Source organism: Streptomyces sp. S.PB5, assembly GCF_030403745.1.
In the GTDB taxonomy this organism is placed as follows: Bacteria; Actinomycetota; Actinomycetes; order Streptomycetales; family Streptomycetaceae; genus Streptomyces.
Window position 1 is genome coordinate 1 of sequence record NZ_JAQMWP010000020.1, and the last position, 22,681, is coordinate 22,681.

General features: G+C 72.9%; 20 protein-coding genes. 9 read left to right on the top strand and 11 right to left on the bottom strand.

Annotated features, from left to right (window positions below):
- Positions 1 to 134: 134 nt before the first annotated feature.
- From PH203_RS39070 to PH203_RS39080, 3 genes are read left to right on the top strand one after another with little or no spacing between them, the layout of a single operon-like run.
- On the top strand, positions 135 to 1,250 hold the full coding sequence (locus tag PH203_RS39070) for an NAD(P) transhydrogenase subunit alpha (RefSeq protein WP_289926566.1): 1,116 nt from the start codon (positions 135 to 137) through the stop codon (positions 1,248 to 1,250).
- On the top strand, positions 1,247 to 1,552 hold the full coding sequence (locus PH203_RS39075; RefSeq protein ID WP_289926567.1) for an NAD(P) transhydrogenase subunit alpha: 306 nt from the start codon (positions 1,247 to 1,249) through the stop codon (positions 1,550 to 1,552). The genes PH203_RS39070 and PH203_RS39075 overlap by 4 nt, the downstream gene beginning before the upstream one ends.
- 5 nt (positions 1,553 to 1,557) lie before the next feature.
- Positions 1,558 to 2,970 carry an NAD(P)(+) transhydrogenase (Re/Si-specific) subunit beta gene (locus PH203_RS39080; protein WP_289926568.1) on the top strand — a complete coding sequence of 471 codons (1,413 nt, stop codon included), beginning with the start codon at positions 1,558 to 1,560 and terminating at the stop codon, positions 2,968 to 2,970.
- 86 nt (positions 2,971 to 3,056) lie between these two features.
- Here the strand turns inward: PH203_RS39080 and PH203_RS39085 are convergent, their stop codons facing one another.
- From PH203_RS39085 to PH203_RS39105, 5 genes are all read right to left on the bottom strand, one after another.
- Complete coding sequence (locus tag PH203_RS39085) at positions 3,057 to 4,682, bottom strand: NAD(P)-binding protein (RefSeq protein WP_289926569.1); 1,626 nt, start codon at positions 4,680 to 4,682, stop codon at positions 3,057 to 3,059.
- Positions 4,679 to 5,716: a thiamine pyrophosphate-dependent enzyme gene (locus tag PH203_RS39090; protein WP_289926570.1), complete on the bottom strand. Its 1,038-nt coding sequence runs from the start codon at positions 5,714 to 5,716 to the stop codon at positions 4,679 to 4,681. Before PH203_RS39090 ends, PH203_RS39085 begins: the two co-directional genes overlap by 4 nt.
- The gene (locus PH203_RS39095) at positions 5,713 to 6,954 is read right to left on the bottom strand and encodes a transketolase C-terminal domain-containing protein (protein WP_289926572.1); all 1,242 of its coding nucleotides are present in this window, start codon (positions 6,952 to 6,954) and stop codon (positions 5,713 to 5,715) included. The genes PH203_RS39090 and PH203_RS39095 overlap by 4 nt, the downstream gene beginning before the upstream one ends.
- A complete protein-coding gene (locus tag PH203_RS39100) occupies positions 6,938 to 7,513 on the bottom strand; it encodes a 2-oxoacid:acceptor oxidoreductase family protein (protein WP_289926573.1) in 576 nt (191 codons plus the stop codon). The genes PH203_RS39095 and PH203_RS39100 overlap by 17 nt, the downstream gene beginning before the upstream one ends.
- Before the next feature lie 171 nt (positions 7,514 to 7,684).
- The gene (locus PH203_RS39105) at positions 7,685 to 8,578 is read right to left on the bottom strand and encodes a universal stress protein (RefSeq protein ID WP_289926575.1); all 894 of its coding nucleotides are present in this window, start codon (positions 8,576 to 8,578) and stop codon (positions 7,685 to 7,687) included.
- Between the two features lie 293 nt (positions 8,579 to 8,871).
- On the opposite strand from PH203_RS39105, the gene PH203_RS39110 reads away from it, so the two are divergent.
- Positions 8,872 to 9,336 (top strand): cyclic nucleotide-binding domain-containing protein, encoded by a 465-nt coding sequence (locus PH203_RS39110; protein WP_289926576.1) that lies wholly within the window; start codon positions 8,872 to 8,874, stop codon positions 9,334 to 9,336.
- 46 nt (positions 9,337 to 9,382) lie between these two features.
- Here PH203_RS39110 and PH203_RS39115 read toward each other — a convergent pair whose 3' ends face one another.
- From PH203_RS39115 to PH203_RS39135, 5 genes are all read right to left on the bottom strand, one after another.
- Positions 9,383 to 10,558: an ABC transporter permease gene (locus tag PH203_RS39115; RefSeq protein ID WP_289926577.1), complete on the bottom strand. Its 1,176-nt coding sequence runs from the start codon at positions 10,556 to 10,558 to the stop codon at positions 9,383 to 9,385.
- On the bottom strand, positions 10,555 to 11,721 hold the full coding sequence (locus PH203_RS39120; RefSeq protein ID WP_289926578.1) for an ABC transporter permease: 1,167 nt from the start codon (positions 11,719 to 11,721) through the stop codon (positions 10,555 to 10,557). The genes PH203_RS39115 and PH203_RS39120 overlap by 4 nt, the downstream gene beginning before the upstream one ends.
- Positions 11,722 to 11,727: 6 nt before the next feature.
- Positions 11,728 to 12,708 carry an ABC transporter ATP-binding protein gene (locus PH203_RS39125; protein WP_289926579.1) on the bottom strand — a complete coding sequence of 327 codons (981 nt, stop codon included), beginning with the start codon at positions 12,706 to 12,708 and terminating at the stop codon, positions 11,728 to 11,730.
- Positions 12,709 to 12,925: 217 nt separating this feature from the next.
- Entirely contained in the window at positions 12,926 to 13,585 is a 660-nt protein-coding gene (locus tag PH203_RS39130) for a CBS domain-containing protein (RefSeq protein WP_289926580.1), read from the bottom strand.
- 78 nt (positions 13,586 to 13,663) lie between these two features.
- A complete protein-coding gene (locus PH203_RS39135) occupies positions 13,664 to 14,128 on the bottom strand; it encodes a cyclic nucleotide-binding domain-containing protein (RefSeq protein ID WP_289926581.1) in 465 nt (154 codons plus the stop codon).
- A gap of 190 nt (positions 14,129 to 14,318) precedes the next feature.
- On the opposite strand from PH203_RS39135, the gene PH203_RS39140 reads away from it, so the two are divergent.
- Entirely contained in the window at positions 14,319 to 15,242 is a 924-nt protein-coding gene (locus PH203_RS39140) for a carbamate kinase (protein ID WP_289926582.1), read from the top strand.
- 7 nt (positions 15,243 to 15,249) lie between these two features.
- On the opposite strand, the gene sulP is transcribed toward PH203_RS39140, so the two are convergent.
- Positions 15,250 to 16,935: a sulfate permease gene (sulP, locus tag PH203_RS39145; RefSeq protein WP_289926826.1), complete on the bottom strand. Its 1,686-nt coding sequence runs from the start codon at positions 16,933 to 16,935 to the stop codon at positions 15,250 to 15,252.
- Positions 16,936 to 17,210: 275 nt separating this feature from the next.
- Between sulP and PH203_RS39150 the strand changes: the two genes are divergently transcribed.
- From PH203_RS39150 to PH203_RS39165, 4 genes are all read left to right on the top strand, one after another.
- Positions 17,211 to 18,116 carry a universal stress protein gene (locus PH203_RS39150; RefSeq protein WP_289926583.1) on the top strand — a complete coding sequence of 302 codons (906 nt, stop codon included), beginning with the start codon at positions 17,211 to 17,213 and terminating at the stop codon, positions 18,114 to 18,116.
- A 39-nt stretch (positions 18,117 to 18,155) separates the two neighbouring features.
- A complete protein-coding gene (locus PH203_RS39155; protein ID WP_289926584.1) occupies positions 18,156 to 19,040 on the top strand; it encodes a universal stress protein in 885 nt (294 codons plus the stop codon).
- A gap of 196 nt (positions 19,041 to 19,236) precedes the next feature.
- Positions 19,237 to 21,930 (top strand): GNAT family N-acetyltransferase, encoded by a 2,694-nt coding sequence (locus tag PH203_RS39160; protein WP_289926585.1) that lies wholly within the window; start codon positions 19,237 to 19,239, stop codon positions 21,928 to 21,930.
- A 13-nt stretch (positions 21,931 to 21,943) separates the two neighbouring features.
- Positions 21,944 to 22,675 (top strand): CBS domain-containing protein, encoded by a 732-nt coding sequence (locus tag PH203_RS39165; RefSeq protein ID WP_289926586.1) that lies wholly within the window; start codon positions 21,944 to 21,946, stop codon positions 22,673 to 22,675.
- The last annotated feature ends 6 nt before the right edge of the window (positions 22,676 to 22,681 follow it).

The following is a 22,681-nucleotide window of genomic DNA, read 5'->3' on the forward strand; positions in this document are numbered from 1 at the left end:
ATCGCGGAGACCCGGCGTCTGGAGCAGGTCAACGACTCCTTCGACGAGGTCCTCGGCGGCCGGGCCGAAGCCCGGCTCGTCTTCGAGTTCTGAGGCCCGGGAGACCCCCGGGACCCAGGGAGAGGCAGCAGATCATGGCAACCGTCACCGTAGGTGCCGTACGGGAGCGGGCTCCGGGCGAACGCCGGGTCGCCCTCGTCCCCGAGGCCGTCACCCTCCTGCGCCGGGCCGGCATCGACGTCCTGGTGGAGACCGGGGCCGGCTCCGGGGCCTGGTTCACCGACGCCGACTACACCGCCGTGGGGGCGACCGTCGTACCCCCGGACGAGCTGTACGCCCGCGCGGACGCGGTCCTGTGCGTCGGCCCGCCCGACGACGACGCCGCCGAGGCGCTGCGCCCCGGGCAGACACTCATCGGCCTGCTCGAACCGCTGCGCCACCCCGCCCTCGTCGAGGAGCTGACCGGGCGTGGCGTCCGCACGGTGAGCCTCGATCTGCTGCCCCGCACCCTCAGCCGCGCCCAGTCCATGGACGCCCTGACCTCACAGGCCAGTGTCGCCGGATACAAGGCGGCCCTGCTGGCCGCGGACTCCTACGACCGGTTCTTCCCCATACTGACCACCGCGGCGGGCACCATGCGCCCCGCGCAGGTCCTGGTTCTCGGCGCCGGAGTGGCCGGGCTGCAGGCGATCGCCACCGCCCGCCGCCTCGGCGGCGTCGTCACGGCGTACGACGTACGCCCCGAGTCGAGAGGGGAGGTGGAGTCGCTCGGCGCCCGATTCCTGGACATTCAGCGCCCGCCAGGCACCGGATCGGGCGCCGGAGCGGGCGGCTACGCACGGGAGCTGACCGAGGAGGAGCAGCAGGGCCAGCGGAACGCGCTGGACACACACATCGCGCGCTCCGACGTAGTGATCACCACGGCCCAGGTCCCCGGGCGGAAACCGCCGCTGCTGGTGAGCGCGGCCGTGGTCGAGCGGATGAAGTCCGGCTCGGTGGTGATCGACCTGGCGGCGAGCGAACTCGGCGGGAACGTCGAGGGCTCCGAGGCGGACAAGACGATCGTCCTGGACAACGGCGTCACCGTCGTCGGCGCCGGACGCCTGCCGTCCGCGATGGCGACCGCCGCGTCCACGGCGTACGCCCGCAATCTTGTCGCGCTCCTGCGCCACCTGGTGCGCGACGGCGAACTCGTTCTCGATCCGGCCGACGAGATCACGGCCGCACTGACGGGAGGAGGCCTGTCATGAACGATCTCGATCTCCTCACCGCGATCACCGTGTTCGTGCTGAGCGTCCTGGTCGGCGTCGAGGTCATCAGCAAGGTCCCGGCGACCCTGCACACCCCGCTGATGTCCGGCTCCAACTCGGTGCACGGCATCGTCGTCATCGGCGCGATGCTGATCGCCGCCGAGTCGCACACCTGGCTCGGCTACGTCCTGGCCTTCGTGGCCATGGTCTTCGGCGCGATGAACGTCGTCGGCGGATACGTCGTCACCGACCGGATGCTGGAGATGTTCAAGGCGAAGCCGACCACAGGGAAGAAGGTGTGACGGCCGTGAACGTCTCCGACACCGTGCACTACGTGTTCCTCGCCGCGGCCGCCTGCTTCGTCCTCGGCCTGCATCTGATGAATCATCCGCGCACGGCCCGCCGCGGCAACGCCCTGTCCGCGGGGGCGATGGCCGTCGCGATCGCCGCCACCGTATGGCTGGTCTCCGACGAGGGGACGATCACCGGGACCGGCTGGCTCGTCCTGGCATCCGGTGGTCTGGTCGGGGCGGCCCTCGGGCTGTACGCCGCCCGCGAGGTGCGGATGACCGCCATGCCCCAACTGGTCAGCCTGTTCAACGCCGTCGGCGGTGGCGCGGCCGCGCTCATCGCGGTCAACGACCTCCTCCAGGCCGAGGACGCGGGCGCGCTCGGCGCCCGCGTCTCTCTCCCGGGCGGCCTCGACATCGTCATCGGCGCGGTGACCTTCTCCGGATCACTGATCGCCGCCGGGAAGCTCCAGGGCCTGATCTCCGGGGCACCTGTGGTGTTCCCGGGCGCGCGCCTGCTCAACGTGCTGCTGCCGGCCTCGTTCGTCGCCGGCACGGTCTGGCTGGTGCTGGCCCCCGACTCCCGTGCGGCGCTCTACGGGCTCACCGCCGTGGCCCTGCTCTTCGGTGTGACCCTGGTGCTGCCGATCGGCGGGGCCGACATGCCGGTGGTCATCGCCCTGTTGAACGCCTTCACGGGGTCGGCCGTCGCGATGGCGGGGTTCGTGCTCGACGAGACCGCGCTCATCATCGCGGGCATGCTCGTCAGCGCCTCGGGTGGCATCCTCACCAAACTCATGGCCGATGCGATGAACCGGTCCATCGTCAACATTGTGATCGGCGGCTTCGGTACCGGGGACAGCGCGCCCGCGGCGCCCGGATCCGGGGCTCCGGCCCAGGTGCGGTCGGTCTCGGCCGACGACGTGGCCGTCCAGCTGGCGTACGCAGGCAAGGTCGTCTTCGTACCCGGCTACGGCCTCGCCGCCGCCCAGGCCCAGCACGAACTCGGCGACCTGGCCCAACTGCTGACCGACCACGGTGTCGACGTCAGCTACGCCGTCCACCCGGTCGCGGGCCGGATGCCGGGACACATGAACGTGCTGCTGGCCGAGGCGAACGTGCCGTACACCCAGCTGAAGGAGATGGACGAGATCAACCCCGAGTTCCCGCAGGCGGACGTGGCCCTCGTGATCGGCGCGAACGACGTGACCAACCCGATCGCCCGCCGCCCCGGAAACGCCATCTCGGGCATGCCGATCCTCGACGTCGACAAGGCGAAGAGCGTGGTCGTCATCAAACGCTCCATGGGCCACGGCTACGCGGGCATCGACAACGAGCTCTACACCGATCCGAAGACCGGCATGTTCTTCACCGACGCGAAGAAGGGCCTCGCCGAACTCAAGGCCGCCGTCGGAGAGTTCGTCGGCTGACCACCCGCAACGGCGAGGCGGGCCCCGTGCGACAGGGGCCCGCCTCGCCGTACTCGATACGAGGACTTACGGGGACATACGAGAGCTCACTCCTCCGGCACCATGTCGATCGCGCCGCTCGGGCACTCGGCCGCGCACAGTGCGCAGCCCTTGCAGTAGTCCAGGTCGATCGCGAAGCCCTTGCCGGGACCCAGCTTGGTGATCGCGTTGTCGGGGCAGACGCCGTAGCAGTTGTCGCACTCGAAGCAGCTGCCGCAGGACATGCAGCGCCGCGCCTCGAACAGCGCCGTCGACTCGTCGAGCCCCTGCACCACCTCGTCGAACGTCGAGACACGCCGGGCCAGTTCGAGCCGGGGCCGCACGGAGGCGGGCGCGTCGGAGTAGTACCAGGTGTTGAGCCGTTCGAAGGCGGCGGGCCCATGCTCGGGGCCGGGTTGGTGGACCGTGCCGCGCAGATACGCGTCGATGTGCCGCGCGGCCTTCTTCCCGTGTCCGACGGCCACGGTGACCGTGCGCTCGGCGGGCACCATGTCGCCGCCGGCGAAGATGCCCTGGTGCCCCGTCATCAGGCCGTCGCCCACGTGCACCATGCCGCGGTCCAGGGTCAGGTCCGACACGCCCGACAGGAGCGACAGGTCGGCGTCCTGGCCGAGCGCGAGCACCACCGTGTCGGCTCGCAGTTCCTCGAACTCGCCGGTGGGCTGCGGGAATCCGGTGTCGTCCAGGCACATCCGCTCGATGGTGAGGCGGCCCTCGTCGGCGTGCTTGATGGTGGACAGCCACTTCATCCGCACGCCCTCCTCCAGGGCCTCCTCGACCTCCACGTCGTGCGCCGGCATCCGGTCCCGGGTGCGGCGGTAGACGACGACGGCGTCGGTCGCGCCGAGCCGACGCGCGGTGCGGGCCGCGTCCATGGCCGTGTCGCCGCCGCCGTAGACCGCGACCCGGCGCCCCAGCAGCGGCGGCTCCGCGCCCTCCATGCTGCCCAGCATCGCCACCGCGTCGAGGATGCGGGCGCTGTCGCCCGCGGGGATGTACGTGCGTCGGCCGATGCCCGCACCCACGGCCAGGAACACGGCGTCGTAGCCGCCGTCCCGCTGCGCGGCGAGCAGGTCGTCCACGCGAGAACCGAGCTCGCAGGCCACGCCCAGCGCGCGGATCCGGTCGATCTCCGCGTCCAGGACCTCGCGCGGCAACCGGTAGCGCGGGATGCCGTAGCGCATCATGCCGCCCGGGCGGTCCTGTGCCTCACGGATCGTCACCGCGTGGCCGAGCAGCCGGAGATGGTACGCGGCCGACAGCCCGGCCGGACCGGAGCCGACGACCAGGACCCGCTTGCCGGACGAGGTCTCCGGAGGCGGCACGGTCCAGCCCCGCTCGATCGCCAGGTCGCCGAGGAAGCGCTCGACGGCGTTGATCCCGACCGCGTTGTCGACCTGCACACGATTGCAGGCCGTCTCGCAGGGGTGGTAGCAGACCCGGCCCATGACGGCAGGCAGCGGGTTGTCCCGCATCAGCTGCCGCCACGCGGCCTCGTAGTCGCCGCTCTCGGCGTGGAAGAGCCACTGCTGGATGTTCTCCCCGGCCGGGCAGGCCTGGTTGCAGGGCGGGATCCGGTCGACGTAGACGGGACGTTCGGTGCGCCAGGCGCCGGTCCGGTTGGCGAGGCTGGACCCCACGTCCAGGGTGATCGCGAACGGCTTGTCCTTCACGGTGACGCCTCCTCGTGCTCCCCCAGCCTCCGGCCGGGGGGACCCCCATACAGTCCGAACCGTGCGATGTTGCGGTCCGCGGTCCTCTGCAGCCGGGCCACGACGTCCGTACGGACCTCGGGCTCGAAGAGGTGCGCGTACCGTTTCTGCGGTCGCAGATAGTCCTCGACCGGCACCTTGCGGCGGATCGGCGTCACCCCGGTGACCTCGCCGTCGACGGCCTCGAACACCGGGAACAGGCCGCTCTGTTCGGCGAGCCGCGCGATGCGCACCGTGTCGCGGGACGCCGTGCCCCAGCCCAGCGGACAGGGCACCAGCACATGCAGATAGCGGGCGCCGCGCACCTCCATCGCCCGGTGCACCTTCGCCTCCAGGTCGCGGAGCCCTGCGACGGTCGCCGTGGCGACGTACGGGATCTCGTGCGCCATCGCGATCAGCGGGAGGCTCTTGCCCTGCCCGAAGGGGGCGCCGGGCTCCGCCCCGACGGCCTGGGTGGTGGCCGTGCGGGCGGTCGGGGGAGTGGCACCGGAACGCTGCACGCCGGTGTTCATGTACGCCTCGTTGTCGTAACAGACGTACAGCACATCGTCGTTGCGCTCGAACATGCCCGACAGACAGCCGAGCCCGATGTCGACGGTGCCGCCGTCCCCGCCCTGGCCGACCACGCGGACGTCGGTGCGGCCCTTGACGCGCAGCGCGGCCGCGACCCCGGCGGCGACGGCGGGCGCGTTGCCGAACAGCGAGTGCAGCCACGGCAGTTGCCAGGAGGTCTCCGGGTACGGCGTGGAGAACACCTCCAGACAGCCGGTCGCGTTGACCGCGATCACCTTGCCGCCGGCCGCCCGCTGCGCCGCGTCCAGCACGTACCGGGCGCCGAGCGCCTCACCGCAGCCCTGGCAGGCCCGGTGACCGCACGTCAGCGCGTTGGAACGGGCCGGATCGGCCTGGTCGGACCGGAGCTCCGGGCCCAGCAGCCGGTTGCCGGCCGCGAAGCTGCCGACCTGGTAGAACTTCACCTGCTGTGCGGCACTCATCGGTTGCTCCCCAGATCACGCAGGATGTTCTCCGCCGACGGCCCCGACCGCCTGGTCGCCGCCATCCGCGCCAGCTCGCGCTCCACCAGGGCGGTGTCCAGGTCCAGGAACGTCAGATGTCCGAGTCGGCCGGCGACCGCGTCGGCGAACAGCCGGTGCAGCGAGGCCTTCGTGACCGGGCGTCCGCCGAGTCCGGCCACCACGGTGTGCCCGTCGAGCCGGATCCCGGACAGCGCGGTGCGGACGTTCGCCGAGACGATCCCGCCGACACCGACCGCCAGGGCACGTTCGAGGACGACCACCCGGTGCGCGTTGGCGAGCACCGTCCGCACCGCGTCCAGCGGGAACGGCCGGAAGGAGGTGATCCCCAGGGCTCCGATCCGCACCCCCTGTGCGCGCATCTCGTCGACGACGTCGCAGACCGTGCCCAGGACCGATCCGAGGGCCACCACGATCGTGTCGGCGTACTCACAGCGGTACGGATGGATCAGCCCGCCGGAGTCCCGCCCGAACACCTCCCGGAACTCCCGTGCGATGTCCGGGATCGCCTCCAGCGCCTGCATCTGCTTGGCGTGGGCGAGATAGCGCACCTCGGTGAAGGCCTCAGGACCGACCATCGCGCCGATCGACACCGGCTCCTCGGGGTCCAGGACCTGGCGGGGCTCGTACGGCGGCAGGAACGCGTCGACCTGTGCCTGCTCCGGGACCTCGATCCGCTCCCAGGCGTGCGTGAGCACGAAGCCGTCCATGCACACCATCACCGGCAGCGACAGCTCCTCGGCCAGCCGGAACGCCTGTGGGTGCAGATCGGCGGCCTCCTGGTTGTCACGGGCGTACAGCTGGATCCAGCCCGAGTCGCGCTGGGACATGGTGTCGCTGTGGTCGTTCCAGATGTTGATGGGGGCGCCGATCGCCCGGTTCGCCACGGTCATCACGATCGGCAGGCCGAGCCCCGAGGCGTTGTAGAGGGCCTCCACCATGTACAGCAGTCCCTGGCTCGCGGTCGCCGTGTAGGCGCGGGCGCCCGCCGCCGACGCGCCGATGCACATCGACATCGCGGCGAACTCCGACTCGACGTTGACGTACTCGCAAGGGTCGAGCACACCGGACTTCACCAGCCTGCTGAGCTCCTCGACGATGTGCGTCTGCGGCGAGATCGGGTACGCGGCGATCACTTCGGGACGGCAGCAGGCGACGGTCTCGGCGACCGCGCGCGAGCCCTCAGTCTGCTTCAGCATGGGCGCGCTCCTTGATCAGGACCTCTACGTGCTCGTACGCCTCGCGGGCCGCGGCCGCGTTGGACGGCCCAAGAGCGCCCGGGAAGCGTTCCTGGATCGCGGTGGTCAGCGCCCCGATGCCCACGCAGCCGGTGAGGGCGGCGAGGCCGCCGAGCAGGGCGGCACCGGGCACCGGACGGCCGACGTGGCGCAGGGCGAGCGCGGTGGCGGGGACCGTGAGGACGGGGCCGCTCAGGGCCTCCAGGCCCAGTTCGTCGGCGCCCCGCCGGGAGTTGACCAGTACGGAACCGCCGGGCCGCAGTCCGTCGAAGACGTTCACCTGGTGCAGCAGCGTCGCGTCCTGGATCACCAGGACATCGGGCCGCGTGACCGGTTCACGGACCCGGATCGGCCGGTCGTCGATCCGGCAGAACGCCATGACCGGAGCCCCGGTCCGTTCCGAGCCGAAGCTCGGGAACGCCTGTGCGTGACGGCCCTCCAGAAAGGCCGCCACCGACAACAGCTCCGCGGCCGTGACGGCGCCCTGGCCACCGCGGCCGTGGATGCGTACCTGGAACACGGCACCCTCCTCCCATGCGGGTCATGGCGCAGTCGTACCGCTTCGGCCCATCGGTGCCTCAGGGGCCGAACGGCCCCGGCGCGGGGCCGAGAGGCGCGAAGGAACCCGGCGCCCTTCCCGGTCCGCTCCCTGTCGGGCGGACCCGGAAGGGCCGCTCGTGCCGGGCGGCGTTCACGCGTGCGGGACGATCGCGACCGGGCAGCGGACGTGGTGCATCACCGCGTGTGCGATCGGGCCGGTGTGCACGCCGATCCTGGCCGGGCGGATCCTGCGGCCGACGGCCAGCAGACCGGCGTCCTGCGACGCCTGCAGCAGCAGCTGCGCCGCACGGCCCTCCTCGACCACCTCGGTGACCTCCACCGTGGGGTACTTCTCCCGCCACGGGGCGAGCACCGCGCCGAGCACTCGCTCGGAGGCCCGACGGATGTCCCTGCGGGCCTTGGCCTCAAGTGCCGTGGGCACATAGGGCAGATGCCAGGCGTTCACCACCGTCAGCGGGGCGGAGCGCAGGTACGCGCTCTCGAAGGCGAAGCCGAGCAGATCCTCGCACGGAGAGGCGGGATCCACCCCGACCACGACGGCGCGGTGCGGGGTGTGCACCGAGGGACGTCCCTCGGCGTCGGGCAGGTGCTCGTCCTGGCGCGTCTCGTCGGCGCGGACGAGTACGACGGGCCGGTTCACGTGGGCCACCGTCATCAGGGCCACGGAGCCGGCCATGAATCCGCCGAAGCCGCTGAACGCGCGGCTGCCCAGGACCAGCAGTTCGGCCTCGTCGCCGGCGGTGACCAGGGCGTCGGGCGCGGGCCGGGAGATCTGGTCCGCGCTCAGATAGACCTGCGGGTAGCGTTCGTTGAGCCGGTCCAGGGCACCCCGCAGGATCCGCCGCGCCCAGAAGCGCGGTGCCTCCAGCTCCGGCAGGTCCGACTCGGCGGGCGATGTGCCGCCCTCCCACGCGTGCACCAGACGCAGCGGCAGACTGCGCCTGAGCGCTTCCCTGGCCGCCCAGTCTGCGGCGGCGAGGCTCTCACGCGAACCGTCCAGTCCTACGACAACGGGCCGCAGCATGGCCGACACCTCCCTGGATCGGTGCCCGCACGCCTGTGTGCGGGGCCCTGCAGGACCAGCATCCCTTCGCAGGCGCCGTCCGCGGGAGGGCCGGAGCGGCCCGGGGCAGGGGTCGAACGGCCCTTCTGTGCAGGTCAGTGTGGCTTCGCGGCGGGCATGCGGGGGACCGCTCCTCGGACGGTGCACGACCCGCAGGAGAGCCCACCGGGCCCTGTGCCAGGGCCACTCGGCCCATGCCCTGGGGCCTGGCGCACCGCACGCTGTGGGGAGGCGACGCGCGAGGAGGCCCTTCCATGAGCACCGTGACGACAGCCCGAACGACGGGGACGCTTCCCGCGGAACACCGAGGGCGGCTGATGAGCATCGCGCGTCAGGTGAGCCTGCCCGAGGGCATCCGCCTGTTCGACGAGGGCGGGCGTGCCGATCACTTCTGGATCCTGCAGTCCGGTGCCGTCACTGTGGACATGCGCGTGCCCGGGCGCCGCCCGGTGGTGATCGAGACGCTGGGCTCCGGCGACCTCGTCGGCTGCTCCTGGCTGTTCCCGCCGTACGTCTGGCGCCTGGGCGCCCAGGCCGTGAGCCCGCTGCGCGCCTACGAGTTCGACGCCCAGACGGTCCGCCGGATGTTCCGGGACGACCCCGACATGGGCGGTGCCGTCGCCCTCTGGGTCGGCAGGGTGCTCGCCCACCGGCTCCACGCCGCCCGCACCCGGCTGCCGGACCTGTACGCCCCCTACGACAGCGCAATCCCGGTCTGAGACTCCGCTGCCCCGGTCCAGGTCCCTGGGCCGATGTGATGTGCCGTCACGCTCCCGGTGTCGTGGTGAGGCGGCGGCGCAGGGCCAGCGACGCGCAGACGATCAGCACCGTCGCGAAGGCGGCGAGGACGGCGAGGTCGGGCAGGATCGCGGCCAGGTCGCCGCCCCGGGACAGCAGAGTCGTCCACGCGTCCACGGCCCAGGCCTGCGGCACCAGATGCCCGGCGGTGCGCAGCCAGTCCGGTACCAGGGCCAGCGGCCACATGCAGCCGCCCAGCATGCCGAGGCCGATGCCCAGTGCCGGGCCGACGGCGTTCACCTGCTCGGGGGTACGGAACAGCGCGCCCGCCAGTACACCGGCCCCGGTGCCGACCAGCGCCCACACGGTGACGAGGACTCCGGCGGCGAGCGGGTCCCCCCAGGCCACGTCGAAGGCGAGCGCGCCCACGCCGATGATGAGGGCGGACTGGAGCAGGGCCAGCAGGAGATAGGCGACCGTCTCGCCGAGCACGAGGGTGCGGGCGGAGACCGGCGCCGCCAGGGCCCGGGCGTACACGCCCGTCCGTCGGGTCTGCACGATGGTCGCGCCGCCCGCGAGGGCGTTGATGAACACGAACAGCACGAGCATGGTGGGCGTGCTGTAGCTGTAGCCGAGCGGCAGATAGTCGCTCTGCCCGTTGACGGTCTGTGTGCGGACGGCGATGGGGGAGAAGGCCTGTTCTGTGCCGCGGGCCAGGGCGAGGTTCTTGTCGAAGGAGCCTCCGGTCCGGTCGGCGGCGAAGGCCGCGGCCTGCAGACGTGCCGCGTGCTCGGCGACGACGGCCGACACCGAGGACACGGCCGAGTGTCCCGCGCTGCCCGAGGGCTCCACCAGCACCGGCACCGTGACGGAACCCCCAGAGCGCACGGTCTCGTCCAGCCCCGACGGCACCAGCACCACCGCGTCGAGTTCGGCCCGGCGCAGGGCACTGCGCGCATCCGCGGCCGTGTCGTACCCGCGGGTCCGCAGCCCCGGCGCCTCCTCAAGGCCGGAGACCAGCTCCTCGGCCACGGGGCCCGTACGGGCGGCCGGCACCACGCCGATCCGGAACTGGTCGAAGCCGCTGACGGTGACCCCGATGACGACGATGATGGCGACCGGCAGCAGCACCATGAAGAACAACGCCGTACGGTCGCGCACCGCGCGCAGCACGGTCGCCCGGGTCACGGCGAGTACGGTCATGTCGTCCTCCTCAGACGCAGCACCAGTGCCGTCACGGCGGCCACCGCCGCGCAGAAGGCGGCGATTCCGAGCAGCGGGGCACCCACCGCGGCCCAGCCGCGCACTCCGGTTCCGAGGTCGGTGAAGCCGCGCAGGGCCCAGCCGTTGGGGGTGAACAGCGTCAGACGCCGCATCAGCGAAGTGCCGGACGCGAACACGAAGTTGCCGCCCAGCAGGACGAGCGCGAACACCACGACCGACGCGAGCCCCTCGGCCTGCCGTTCGGTCCGGGCGAGCGCGATGACCAGCGCGGTCAGGCACACCACGGCGACCGCCATGCCGGTGCTGAGCGCGGCGACTCCGACCGGGTCCGCCCAGCGGGCCCCGAAGGCGAGCCACGACACCAGGGTGACCGTGGCCAGCCCGGCCAGGCTGTACACGAACGTGGACAGGGACTTGCCGATCAGGAGCGCGCCGCGTCCGACGGGTGCGGCGGCGATCCGGTCGAGGGTGCCCTGCTGCTGCTCGATGAAGTAGCCGCGGGCGCCGAACCCTACGGTGAACAGGACGAAGAACATGCCCATGCTCGGTCCGAAGTAGCTGATGACCTTCAGCGGGTCGTCGGGGAGCCCCTGGGCCCGCACCTGCTCGGGCAGCCGCAACAGGGCGGCCTCGGCGGCGAGTTCGGCGCGGTCCTCCCGCGGGGCGCCCGCGGCCACGGCGGTGGCCACCGACAGCCGGTCCGCGTTGACCTGGGCGACATAGGACTCGGTGACCGCCCGGGCCAACTGCGCCTGCAGCCCGAAGTCGACGCTGTCGAGCACCGCGACCGGCGATGCCGTCCCGCCGCCCAGTGCCGCGGTGAACCCCTTCGGCACGACGATCGCGGCGTGGACGTCGCCCGCGTCCACCGCCCGGCGGGCCGCGGCCTCGTCGCCGTAGGGCCGCACGTCGACCGTGCCCTCCAGTTCCGGGCTGTCCAGCACCTGGGTGAGGCCGGCGGCGGCCGGACCCCGGTCCAGGTCCACGACGCCGATGTTCGCGCGGAACTCGGAGTTGTTGCTGAAGGCCATCGCCATCAGCCCCGAGATCAGCACCGGTGCCAGGAACACGATGACCCAGGCCGACCGGTCGCGCAGCCGCTGGCGCAGGTCCTTGGCGGCGATGGCGAGTACGACACGCACGACGGCTCACTCCCTCAGCGCGGTGCCGGTCAGATGCAGGAAGACCGTTTCGAGGTCGGGCTCGTCGATCTCCACGCTCCTGATGTCGAGGCCCTGCTCGCGGGCGAGGTCGAGGAGGTCCGGCAGCAGACTGCGCGCGTCCTTGACGACCACCTCCACCACGTCGCCCTCACCGGTCCGGGCCGCGCCCTCGACCCGGGTGAACCGGCGGCACGCCTGCGCGTACGCCGTCAGATCACCGGCCGCCGTGAGCCGCACCCGGTCGCGCTCGGCCACCAGAGAGACCAGTTCGCGCGGGCTGCCCTCGGCGACGAGCCGGCCCCGGTCGATGATGCCGACGCGGTCGCAGAGCCGCTCGGCCTCCTCCATGTAGTGCGTGGTGTAGAGGACGGCCATGCCCTCCTCGCCGAACCGGGTGACGCTCTCCAGGATCGCGTGCCGGCTCTGCGGGTCGACCCCGACCGTCGGCTCGTCGAGGACCAGCAGCGTCGGCGCGTGCACCAGCCCGGCCCCGATGTTGAGGCGACGGCGCATGCCGCCGGACAGCGAGTCGACCCGGTCCCCGGCCCGGCCGCCCAGGTCGACGAGGTCCAGGACCTCGTTCACACGGCGTTCCAGGCGGCGGCGCGGCAGCCGGTAGAGACGGCCGAAGAAGCGCAGGTTCTCGCGGACGCTGAGATCCGGATAGAGGGCGACGTCCTGGGGGACGAAGCCGATCAGCTGCTTGGCCGGCCCGGCCGTCGTGCTCACCGGCCGGCCCGCCACATGCACGGTTCCCGCGTCGGGCCGCAGCAGCCCGCACACCATGCGGATCGTCGTCGTCTTGCCCGCGCCGTTCGGTCCGAGCAGTCCGTAGGTCTCGCCGGGTGCGATGGTCAGGCTGACGTCGTCGACGGCGGTGCGTTCGCCGAACCTCCGGACCAGGTGCGCGCAGTCGAGCACGGCCTGCGGGCGGGGCTGCTCCGCGGGCTCCACGGGGTCGGTCATGACATCACCTCGACGGTCGTCGGCAAGGTCCTCCCTCCGAGCCTCGTACCGCCGCGGGGCCCGGCCCAGGGTCCGCACGGGCCCGGCGCGGGGCCGAACGGCCCGGTTGGCCGCCCGGTTCTGCGGGCGCTGAGTCGTGCGGGACGACGGCCACGGGGCACGGGGCAGGACGGCCCGGGCGACGGTGGCCGGCTTCCAGGTGAGGCGCGGCCGTGTCTCAGGCCGGGGGGAGTGCCGGCCCGTTGACCTCGAACCCGATGTCCACGACGCCCTCCACCGCTCGGACCAGCCGCGCCGCCACCGGCACCAGGGAGGTGTCCCGGACCCGGCCGCACAGTGTGACGACCCCCTCGTGCACTTCGACGCGGACCGCGGAGCCCGGGGCCGGGAAGAGGTAGGCGACGACCTCGCGTCGTACCTCCTCGGCGATGTCCGCGTCGTCCCGCAGGAACACCTTGAGCAGGTCGGCGCGGCTGACGACGCCGGTCAGCCGGCCGGTGTCGTCGACGACGGGCAGCCGCTTGACGCGGGCCCGCGCCATGGTCCGGGCGGCCTGGGCGAGGGTCTCGCCGGGGCCGACGGTGAGGGCCGGGGAGGTCATCAGCTCGCCCGCGGTCACCGAACCGGCCTTCGCGAGGTCGGCCAGGCGGCGCAGCTGGGTGTACCGGTCGGGGTCGCTGTCGCGGAACTCCTCCTTGGGCAGCAGATCGGCCTCGGAGACGATGCCGAGGACCCGGCGGCCGCCGTCCACCACGGGCAGCGCGCTGACCTTGCGGTCCTGCATGGTCCGCACGATGTCCTTGAAGGCGGTGTCACGGCCGGCGGTCGCCACGTCACGGGTCATCACATCACTGACGATGTGCGGGGAACCGGGCACGAGAACTCCTTGGTCGGTGCGGTCGGTGCGGTCGGTGCGGTCGGTGCGGTCGGTGCGGTGGTGCGGTGGTGCGGGCGGTCAGCCCCGGACTCCGCTGCCGTAGGGGGCGTACAGATCCAGCAGCCGGATGCGGGCCGTCTGCAGCCGGTGGGCGACGACCTCGCCCACCCAGGTGGCGACGTTCCGGCCGAACTCGGGGTCCTCCTGGCACATCGCGCGGACGACCGTCGCGTCGAACTCGTAGGCCCGCACCGGGGAGGACGCCTCGGCGCCCAGGTGCCACAGGTGCGGGGTGTACAGCCAGGACCAGCCGAGGAGTTCGTTGTGCCGCAGGGACTCGATGACGGCGGCCCGACGGCCGGGCACCCGCATGTCGAGGTCGACCGTCCCGGTCCGGATGATCCAGAACCGGTCGGCGCGAGTGCCTTCCTCGAAGAGCCGGGCGCCCTGCGGGAACGACACCTCGCGGGCGATCCGCATGAGCCGTTCCCGGTGTTCGGCGGGGAGTGCCCGCGGCATGCTCGTCGTTGCGGGAGCGTTCATGGCGTGCCTCCAGTGCGGCGTACGGAGCTACCACCTCCAGGCTGGCCCTGCGGCACCGCGCCGGCCATGGGCCACCCGGCCCCGGGGCGGGGCCGGTCGGCGGCCGGGCCGAGCCCTTCGGCGTCCTGCGCCGTGCGCCGGTGAGCCCCTTCGATGGGACGCGAGACCCACTCGTGGAAGGGGCGCAACCATGCGCATCGTCGTCTCCCTCGGCGGCAACGCCCTGCTGCGCCGCGGTGAGCACCCCGACGCGGCCGTCCAGCGGACGAACGTCGTCCGGGTCGCGAACGCGGTCGCCGCCCTCGCCCACGAGCACGACCTCGTCGTCACCCACGGCAACGACCCCCAGCTGGGACTGCTCGTCAAGCAGAGCGTGGCCGACCCGTCGCTGGCGGCCCCGTACCCGCTGGACCTGCTCGGCGCGCAGTCGCAGGGGCTGATCGGCACGCTCCTGGTCCGCACCCTGCGGGACGTGCTGCCCGGACGCAGGGTCGTCGCGCTGCTCACCCACACCCAGGTGCGCGGCGACGACCCGGCCTTCGAGCGGCCCACCGTGCCGGTCGGGCCCGCCTATCCGAGGCTGGCGGCCCAGTTCCTGGAGGCCAAGTACGGCTGGCGGATGACCGAAGTCGAGGACGGCCTGCGGCGCCTGCTGCCGGCGCCGGGTCCGGAGCGGATCCTGGAGTCCGACACCGTCCGTACGCTGATCGAGATGGGCACCGTCGTGGTGTGCGCGGGCGGCGGGGGCGTCCCCGTGGTGTCCGACTGGGCCACGGGCGCGGTGCGCGGTGTGGAGGCGTTCGTCGACAAGGATCTCGCCGCCGCCCGGCTCGCCGAGGACCTCAAGGCGGACTTCCTGCTCCTGCTCACCGACGTCCCGAACCTCTACACCGGCTACGGCACACCCGAGCGGGAGCCGGTCCTCGACATGACCCCCACCGAACTGCGCGCCGCCCGTCTGCCCGAGGACACGATGGGCCCCAAGGCCGAGGCCGCCGCACGGTTCGTGGAGAACACCGGCGGGCTCGCCGCGATCGGGGCGCTGGACGCCGCGTACGAGATCGTCCACGGGCGCTCCGGCACCCTCGTACGGCCCGATCTCCCCGTCGCCTGACGGGAGTTCACCGCTCGCGGCACCAACTCCGGTACGCGGCCACCGCCGTCGGCAGCGTCGGGAAGATCAGCTCGCGGCCCACCGACTCCGTGAGACCGTACGCCTCCAGGTCGTCCAGCAGATCCTGCTTCACCCTCGCCAGGGCGAGGACGATCCCGCGCCGGCCCAGCTCACGGCGCAGGTCGTCCACGGCGTCCAGGGCGGTGATGTCCACCTCCACGATGGCCTCGGTGTTCAGCACGAACCAGCGGACCGCCTCGCTCTGTTCGTCGAGCGCGGCCAGGGCACGACGGCGGAAGTCCTGCGCGTTGGCGAAGAACAGCGGGGAGTCGTAGCGGTAGACGAGCAGCCCGGGGATGGTGCGGGCCTGCGGATAGTCGTCGACGTCGTGCATACCGGCCACCCCGGGGACCAACCCCTCCACGGCGTCGTGCGGACGGGCCACCCGGCTCAGCATCTCGGCCACCGACATGCCGACGGCGACCAGCACGCCGTACAGGAGATCCAGGGCGAGCACCCCGACCAGACAGCCGACCGCCAGCAGCAGCTCGCGCCGCCGGAACGCGGCCAGCCGTCCGAAGCCCGCGAGGTCGATCATGCGGACCGCCGCGTACACCACGAGCGCGCCCAGTACCGCCGACGGCGTCCGTGTCAGCAGCGGGCTGAGGAACAGCAGCACGGCCAGCACCACCGCGCCCGCCACGAGGGAGTACGCCTGACTGCGCGCTCCTGCCGAGGAGGCGAGTGCGGTACGGCTGGCGCTGCTGCTCACCGGGAAGCCCTGCAGCCATCCGGCGCCGAGGTTGGCCGAGCCCAGGGCCAGGAACTCCTGGTCGGCGTCGAGACGTTCGCCGTCCTCGTCCTGCCCCGCGAAGGCGCGTGCGGTGAGGATGAAGTCCGTGTAGGCGACGAGGAGCACGCCCAGGGCGGGCAGCACCAGACGCGGCAGCTCGCTCAGGTCGGGGGCCGCGACGGCCGGCAGCCCCGCCGGGACGTCTCCGATCACCGTGATGCCGTACCGCTCGTCCAGGTCGAACACGGCGACCGCCGCCGTGCCCAGCACCACCGCCAGCAAGGGGCCCGGCACGGATCGGAAGAACCCTGCGACCGTGAACAGAAGCGTGAGCGTGACGGCGGAGAACACCGCCGTCGCCGCCTCCACCCGGTCCAAGTGCTCTACGAAGGACCACAGTTGAGGGAAGAAGCGCGAGCCGTCGGTGTCCACCCCCGTCAGCTTGGGAAGCTGATCCACGATCATGATCAGGGCCACGCCCGCCAGATAGCCGATCAGCACCGGCCGGGACAGCAGATCGGCGACGAAGCCCAGGCCCAGCAGCCGGGCCGCCAGACACAGCAGACCGACCGTCACGGCGAGAGTGGCGGCCAGCGTGGCGTAGCGGTCGGGGTCCGCTCCGGCGAGCGGGGCGACCACGGCCGCCGTCATCAGGGCGGTCGTCGACTCGGGGCCGACCGACAGCAGCCGTGACGATCCCAGCAGGGCGTACAGGGCCAGCGCGGGCAGGATCGCCCACAGCCCGGCGACCGGCGGCAGTCCGGCCACGCCCGCGTACGCCATCACCTGCGGGACGAGATACGCGGCCACCGTGACGCCGGCCAGCAGGTCGCCGCGCAGCCAGGAGCGCCGGTAGCCGGTGAGCACGGCGACGCCGGGCAGGAGGCGGCGGGTGGTCATGGCGATCCCGGGCGTCCGGCGGCGCCACCCCGAGGCGTGCCCGCCCGGGCCGTGCGACATGGGGCTCCTCTCGACTGCTGCCTTCACAGTGCACCAGTGAGCCCAGATTGGCGCCGCGACCGGCTGTGCGGAAGGGCCGAGAGGCCCGATCGACTCGTTCGCGGCGTGCGGCCGTTGGGCCGGTCGGCCCCGGTCGGGGACCTGCGGCCCCTGCGGCAGCGGCCCCGGCCGGGATCACCCTGGAGACCGGATCCCCGATTCAGGAGGTGGACAGCATGTCCCGCAACGTCACCGTGGGCCTCGACGGCTCCCCCGAGAGCCGTGCCGCAGCCGAGTGGGCGGCCCGCGAGGCGAAACTGCGCGGCCTGCCGCTGAAGATCGTCCACGTCTGGGAGCCGGTACCGGCGCCCATGGCCCAGGCCCCGCTGCTCGGTGCCGAGACCCGGGCGCACTGGACCGAGCGGATTCCGCGGGAGGCGGCCGAGGGCATCGCCCTGCGGCATCCCGGGGTGGAGGTGACCACCGAGCAGCTGAACGGGCAGCCCTCCGACGTCCTGGCCGGTGCGGCGAAGGACGCCGACCTGCTGGTCCTCGGCTCCCGCGGGATGAGCGGCATCGGCGGATTCCTCGTGGGTTCCGTCGGCCAGTCCACCGTCGCGCACACCGAGACCCCCGTGGTCCTGGTCCGCGCCGGTGAACAGGCCGCCGACGAGCACGAGTTGGACCCGGCGGGCATCCCGTCGGCCGCCGCCCCCTACCGCCCCGTCGTCCTGGGCCTCGACCCGTCCCACCCGGACGACTCGGTGATCGAGTTCGCCTTCGAGGCGGCCGCCCGGCGCGATGCCGTCCTGCGGGTGATCCACGGCTGGAACCTGCCGCCCTACTACGCCTACAGCCTGCCGGCCGACCTGCAGCTGCACGACGAGATCTCCCGGGCCCAGTCCGCCGCCCTCGCCGAGATTCTGGAGCCCTGGCGGGAGAAGTACCCGAACGTCCAGGTCACCGAGGAGTCCCGGTCCGGCAGTGCCTCCAACCATCTCGTCGACGCCGCGAGCGGGGCCTCACTGGTGGTCGTCGGCCGCCGGATCCGCCGCAACCCCTTCGGCGCCCACATCGGCCCGGTCGCCCACGCGGTGCTGCACCACGCCGCCGCACCGGTCGCCGTCGTCGCACACGACTGACGTACCACCCAAGACCTGTCATCCGGAGGGGAGAAGAGCATGAGTACGACTGAGGAACGGCCCCTGGTCGTCGGCGTCGACGGCTCCGAGCCGAGCCTGCGCGCCGTGGACTGGGCGGCCGACGAGGCCGTGGTGCGCGGCGTTCCGCTGCGGCTGGTGTACGCGTGCCTGTGGGAGCGCTACGAGGGCGCCGCCCTCGCGCACGACCTCGGCAAGCCCGCGGCGCGCGTGCTGCCCCAGGACGTGGTCGGCGCCGCCGCGGCCCGGGCGAGGGCCCGGCAGCCCGGCCTGAAGGTGTCCGCCGACGTGGTGTTCGAGGAACCCGAGTACGCCCTGGTGCACGAGGCCCGGCAGGCGTCCGCGCTGGTGGTCGGCTCCCGGGGCCGCAGCGGCCTCGCCGAGATGCTGCTCGGCTCGGTCAGCCTGACCGTGGCGGCACACGCCGACTGCCCGGTGATCGTCCTGCGCGGCAACCACGACATGAGGGCGACGCCTCCGGGCGGCGGACGGGTCGTCGTGGGTGTCGGCGAGGACGCGAAGGACTCGGCGGCGGTGCGCTTCGCCTTCGAGGAGGCCCGGCGCCGCGGTGCCGTCCTGGAGGCGGTACGGGCCTGGCGGTGCCCCGCGCGCGAGACCACCGACTACCCGCCGGCGGACGACATCGCGGCCCGGCGGCATCAGGAGCAGGCCGAGGAGGCCCTCACCCAGGCCCTGCAGGACGCCCCGCCGGAGGTGGAGATCAAGCGCCGCACCGTCGAGGGCCACCCGCGCCGGGTGCTGGTGGAGGCCGCGCACGGCGCCGACCTCCTGATCGTCGGCGCCAAGCGCCGCAACGGACACCTGGGATTCCAGCTCGGCCGCGTGACCCATGCGGCTCTGCACCACTCGACCTGCCCGGTGGCCGTCGTACCGCAGCAGGCATGAACACACCGGCCCGCCGGGCGGCCAGGACACGAGGTCCTTCGGTCGCCCGGTGGGCCGTCCCGCTCTCTTTGGCCGCACGCGCGACCGGCCCCCGAGCAGGGCCGACCGGCCCACCCGTACCGCCCGGACAGCCCATGGGACCGCGGCCCGTTCCGTTGGACGCTCTAAGTGCAGAGACAACCCGAGGAGAACCGCGATGACGGACGACACGCGCAGCCGGCCCACGGTCCACGCCCTGCTCGCGGACGGCACCACCGTGTGCATCCGGCCGGTGCGACGGGCGGACCACGACCAGGTGCAGGGACTGTACGAGGAGATGTCCCCGGAGAACCTGCGACTGCGGTTCTTCGCCGCCAGCCGCCGTTCGGCCGCCCTGGCCGCGGACCGGGCCTGCGGTGCCGCACACCCCGGATACCTGGCCCTGCTGGCCGAGACGGAGGGCCGGCTGATCGGACTCGCCGAGTACGACACCGGAGGCGACGGGGACACCGCCGAGATCTCCATCGCCGTCGCCGACGGGCTGCACCACCGGGGCGTGGGCACCCTCCTCGTCGAGCACCTGGTCTCCGCCGCCCGCGCCGAGGGCGTCACCACCTTCACCGCCGACGCCCTCAGCGAGAACCACGAGGTGCTGCGCCTCTTCGCCGACCTCGGTCTGCGCACGGCCCGCACCTTCGAAGGGCCCGAGGTGCGCTGCACCATCTCCCTCGACACCGGCGACACCTACCTCACGGCCGTCGAGGAACGCGGCCGGGCCGCCGACGTCGCCAGCATGGAGCCGCTGCTGAAGCCCAAGTCGGTCGCCGTCGTCGGCGCCGGACGCAAGCCCGGCTCGGTCGGCCGGGCGATCCTGCACCAGCTGCACGCCGGCGGCTACACCGGGCGCCTGTTCGCCGTGAACCCCGCCGCGCACGCGATCCTCGGCGTGCCGTCCCACCCGTCGGTCAGCGCGCTGCCGGTCACCCCCGACCTCGCCGTCCTCGCCGTACCCGCCGCCGTGATCCCCGAGACCGCCGAGGAGTGCGGCAAGGCGGGCGTGCGCGCCCTCCTCGTCGTCACCGCGGGCCTGGACTCCGATCAGGCGCGGGCCCTGCTGGCCGCCTGCCGCGCCCACGGCATGCGCCTCGTCGGCCCCAACTGCCTCGGCATCTCCAACACCGAGCCCGGGTTCCGCCTCGACGCCACCTTCGCCGCCGCTCACCCGCGACCCGGCAGCGCGGGCGTCGCCGTGCAGTCCGGAGGCGTCGGGATCGCCCTGCTCGACGGGCTGTCCCGGCTCGGCATCGGCGTCTCCTCCTTCGTCTCCCTCGGCGACAAGTACGACGTCAGCGGCAACGACCTGCTCCAGTGGTGGGAGAGCGACGGCCGCACCGAACTCGCCCTGCTGCACCTGGAGTCGTTCGGCAGCCCCCGCGCCTTCTCCCGCACCGCCCGCCGGGTGACCCGGCGGATTCCGGTGCTCACCGTCGACGCGGGCCGCACCGAGGCCGGCCGACGGGCCGCCGCCTCGCACACCGCGGCCGCCGCCACCCGCACCATGACCCGCGGCGCGCTCTTCACCCAGGCGGGCATCACCGCCACCCACTCCTGCGGCGAACTCCTCGAAGCCGCCGCCCTGCTGCACTCCCAGCCGCTGCCCGCAGGACCCCGCGTGGCCATCGTCACCAACGCGGGCGGAGCCGGCGTACTCGCCGCCGACGCCTGCGCCGAGGCAGGCCTCCAACTTCCCGCGCCCACCCCGGAGCTGATCGACGACCTGCTCGCCCTCCTCCCCGAGGGCGCCGCCGCCGGCAACCCCGTCGACGCCACCGCCGCCGTCACCGAGGCGCAGCTGGCCGACTGCGTGGACCGGATCACGCGCCACGGCGGTGTCGACGCCGTGCTCGTGGCCCTCGTCCCCACCGCGGTCGCCGCGGCCACCGGCGACGACCTCGTCCGCGCCCTGACCCGCGCCCCGGGCCGGCGTGCCAAGCCCGTCGCCGCCATCCGCCTCGAACAGGGCCTGCCCGTCGAGCTGCTGCCCGCCGACGGGGGCGGCACCGTCCCCTCGTACGCCGAACCCCAGGCGGCGGCAAGGGCGCTGGCCCACGCCGCCCGCCGCGCCGCCTGGCTGGCCCGGCCCGCCGGCACGGTCCCCGACCTCGACGGCGTCGAGACGGACCGCGCCCACGCCGTTGTCGAGGCCTACCTCGACGCCCATCCGGACGGCGGCTGGCTCACCCCGCGCGAGTGCGCCGAACTCCTCGACTGCTACGGGATCCCGCAGATCGGCTGGGCCTGGGCCGACACCGAGGACGCCGCCGTACTGGCGGCCGAGCGCCTGCGCGGTGCCGACGGCCGGGTGGTCATGAAGGGCCACTGGCCGGGCCTGCTGCACAAGAGCGCCGAGCACGCCGTCCACCTCGACCTGCGGGGCGACTCCCAGGTGCGGGCCGCCTTCCGGGACTTGGAGACGCGCTTCGCCGGCCTCCTGGAGGGCGTGGTGATCCAGCCGCTCGCCGACCGCGGCACCGAGCTGTTCGCCGGTGTCGTCCAGGACCAGGTCTTCGGACCGCTCGTGCTGTTCGGACTCGGCGGCACCGCCACCGAGGTGCTCGCCGACCACGCGGCCCGGCTGGCCCCGCTCACCGACCACGATGTGCACGACCTCATCACGGCCCCGCGCTGCGCCCCCCTGCTGTTCGGCGCGCACGGCACGGGCCCCGTCGACCTCGAAGGGCTCGAACAGCTCCTGCTGCGGCTCTCCCGCATGGCCGGTGACCTGCCGCAGCTGGCCGAGGCCGACTTCAACCCCGTTCTCGCGACACCGGGCGGAGTCACCGTGCTCGATGCGCGCGTACGCCTGCTGCCCAGCAGGCCCCAGGACCCGTATCTGCGCCGACTCCGCTGAGGAGGGAACAGCCATGAAGCACAACAAGGTCGGTTCCGTGATGACCACCCAGGTCGTCCGGGCCACGCACGGCACCCCGTTCAAGGAGGTGGCCCGGCTCCTCGGTGACAACCGCATCAGCGGACTGCCCGTGGTCGACGATGACGACAAGGTCATCGGCGTCATCTCCGAGACCGACCTGCTGGCCCGGCAGGCCGAGACGCCCGACCCCTACGAGCCGAAGAAGCACTTCCGGCGCGCCATGCTGACGCGCGAGGGCAGGCGGCGCATCGCCAAGGCCGCCGCCCGCACCGCCGGGCAGCTGATGTCGCGGCCGCCCGTCACGGTGCACGCCGACGACACCATCGTCGAGGCCGCCCGCACCATGGCCCAGCACCACATCGAACGGCTGCCCGTCCTCGACGAGGAGCAGCGGCTGGTCGGCATCGTGACCCGCCGGGACCTGCTCCAGGTCTTCCTGCGGCCCGACGCGGAGATCCGCGCCGAGGTCATCGACGAGGTCCTCGTCCGCGCCCTGTGGCTGCCGCCGCGCGGCGTCGACGTCTCGGTCACGGAGGGCGTGGTCACCCTCGCCGGACACATGGAACGCAAGAGCGAGACGGAGATCGCCGTCTCGATGACCCGTCAGATCGACGGAGTGGTCGCCGTCGTCGACAAGCTGACCCACCGGCTCGACGACTCCCACCTCAGGCCGGACCAGGAGTCGCTGCACGGTGTCGCCGACGACTGGCTGCGCCGCATCTGACCGGAG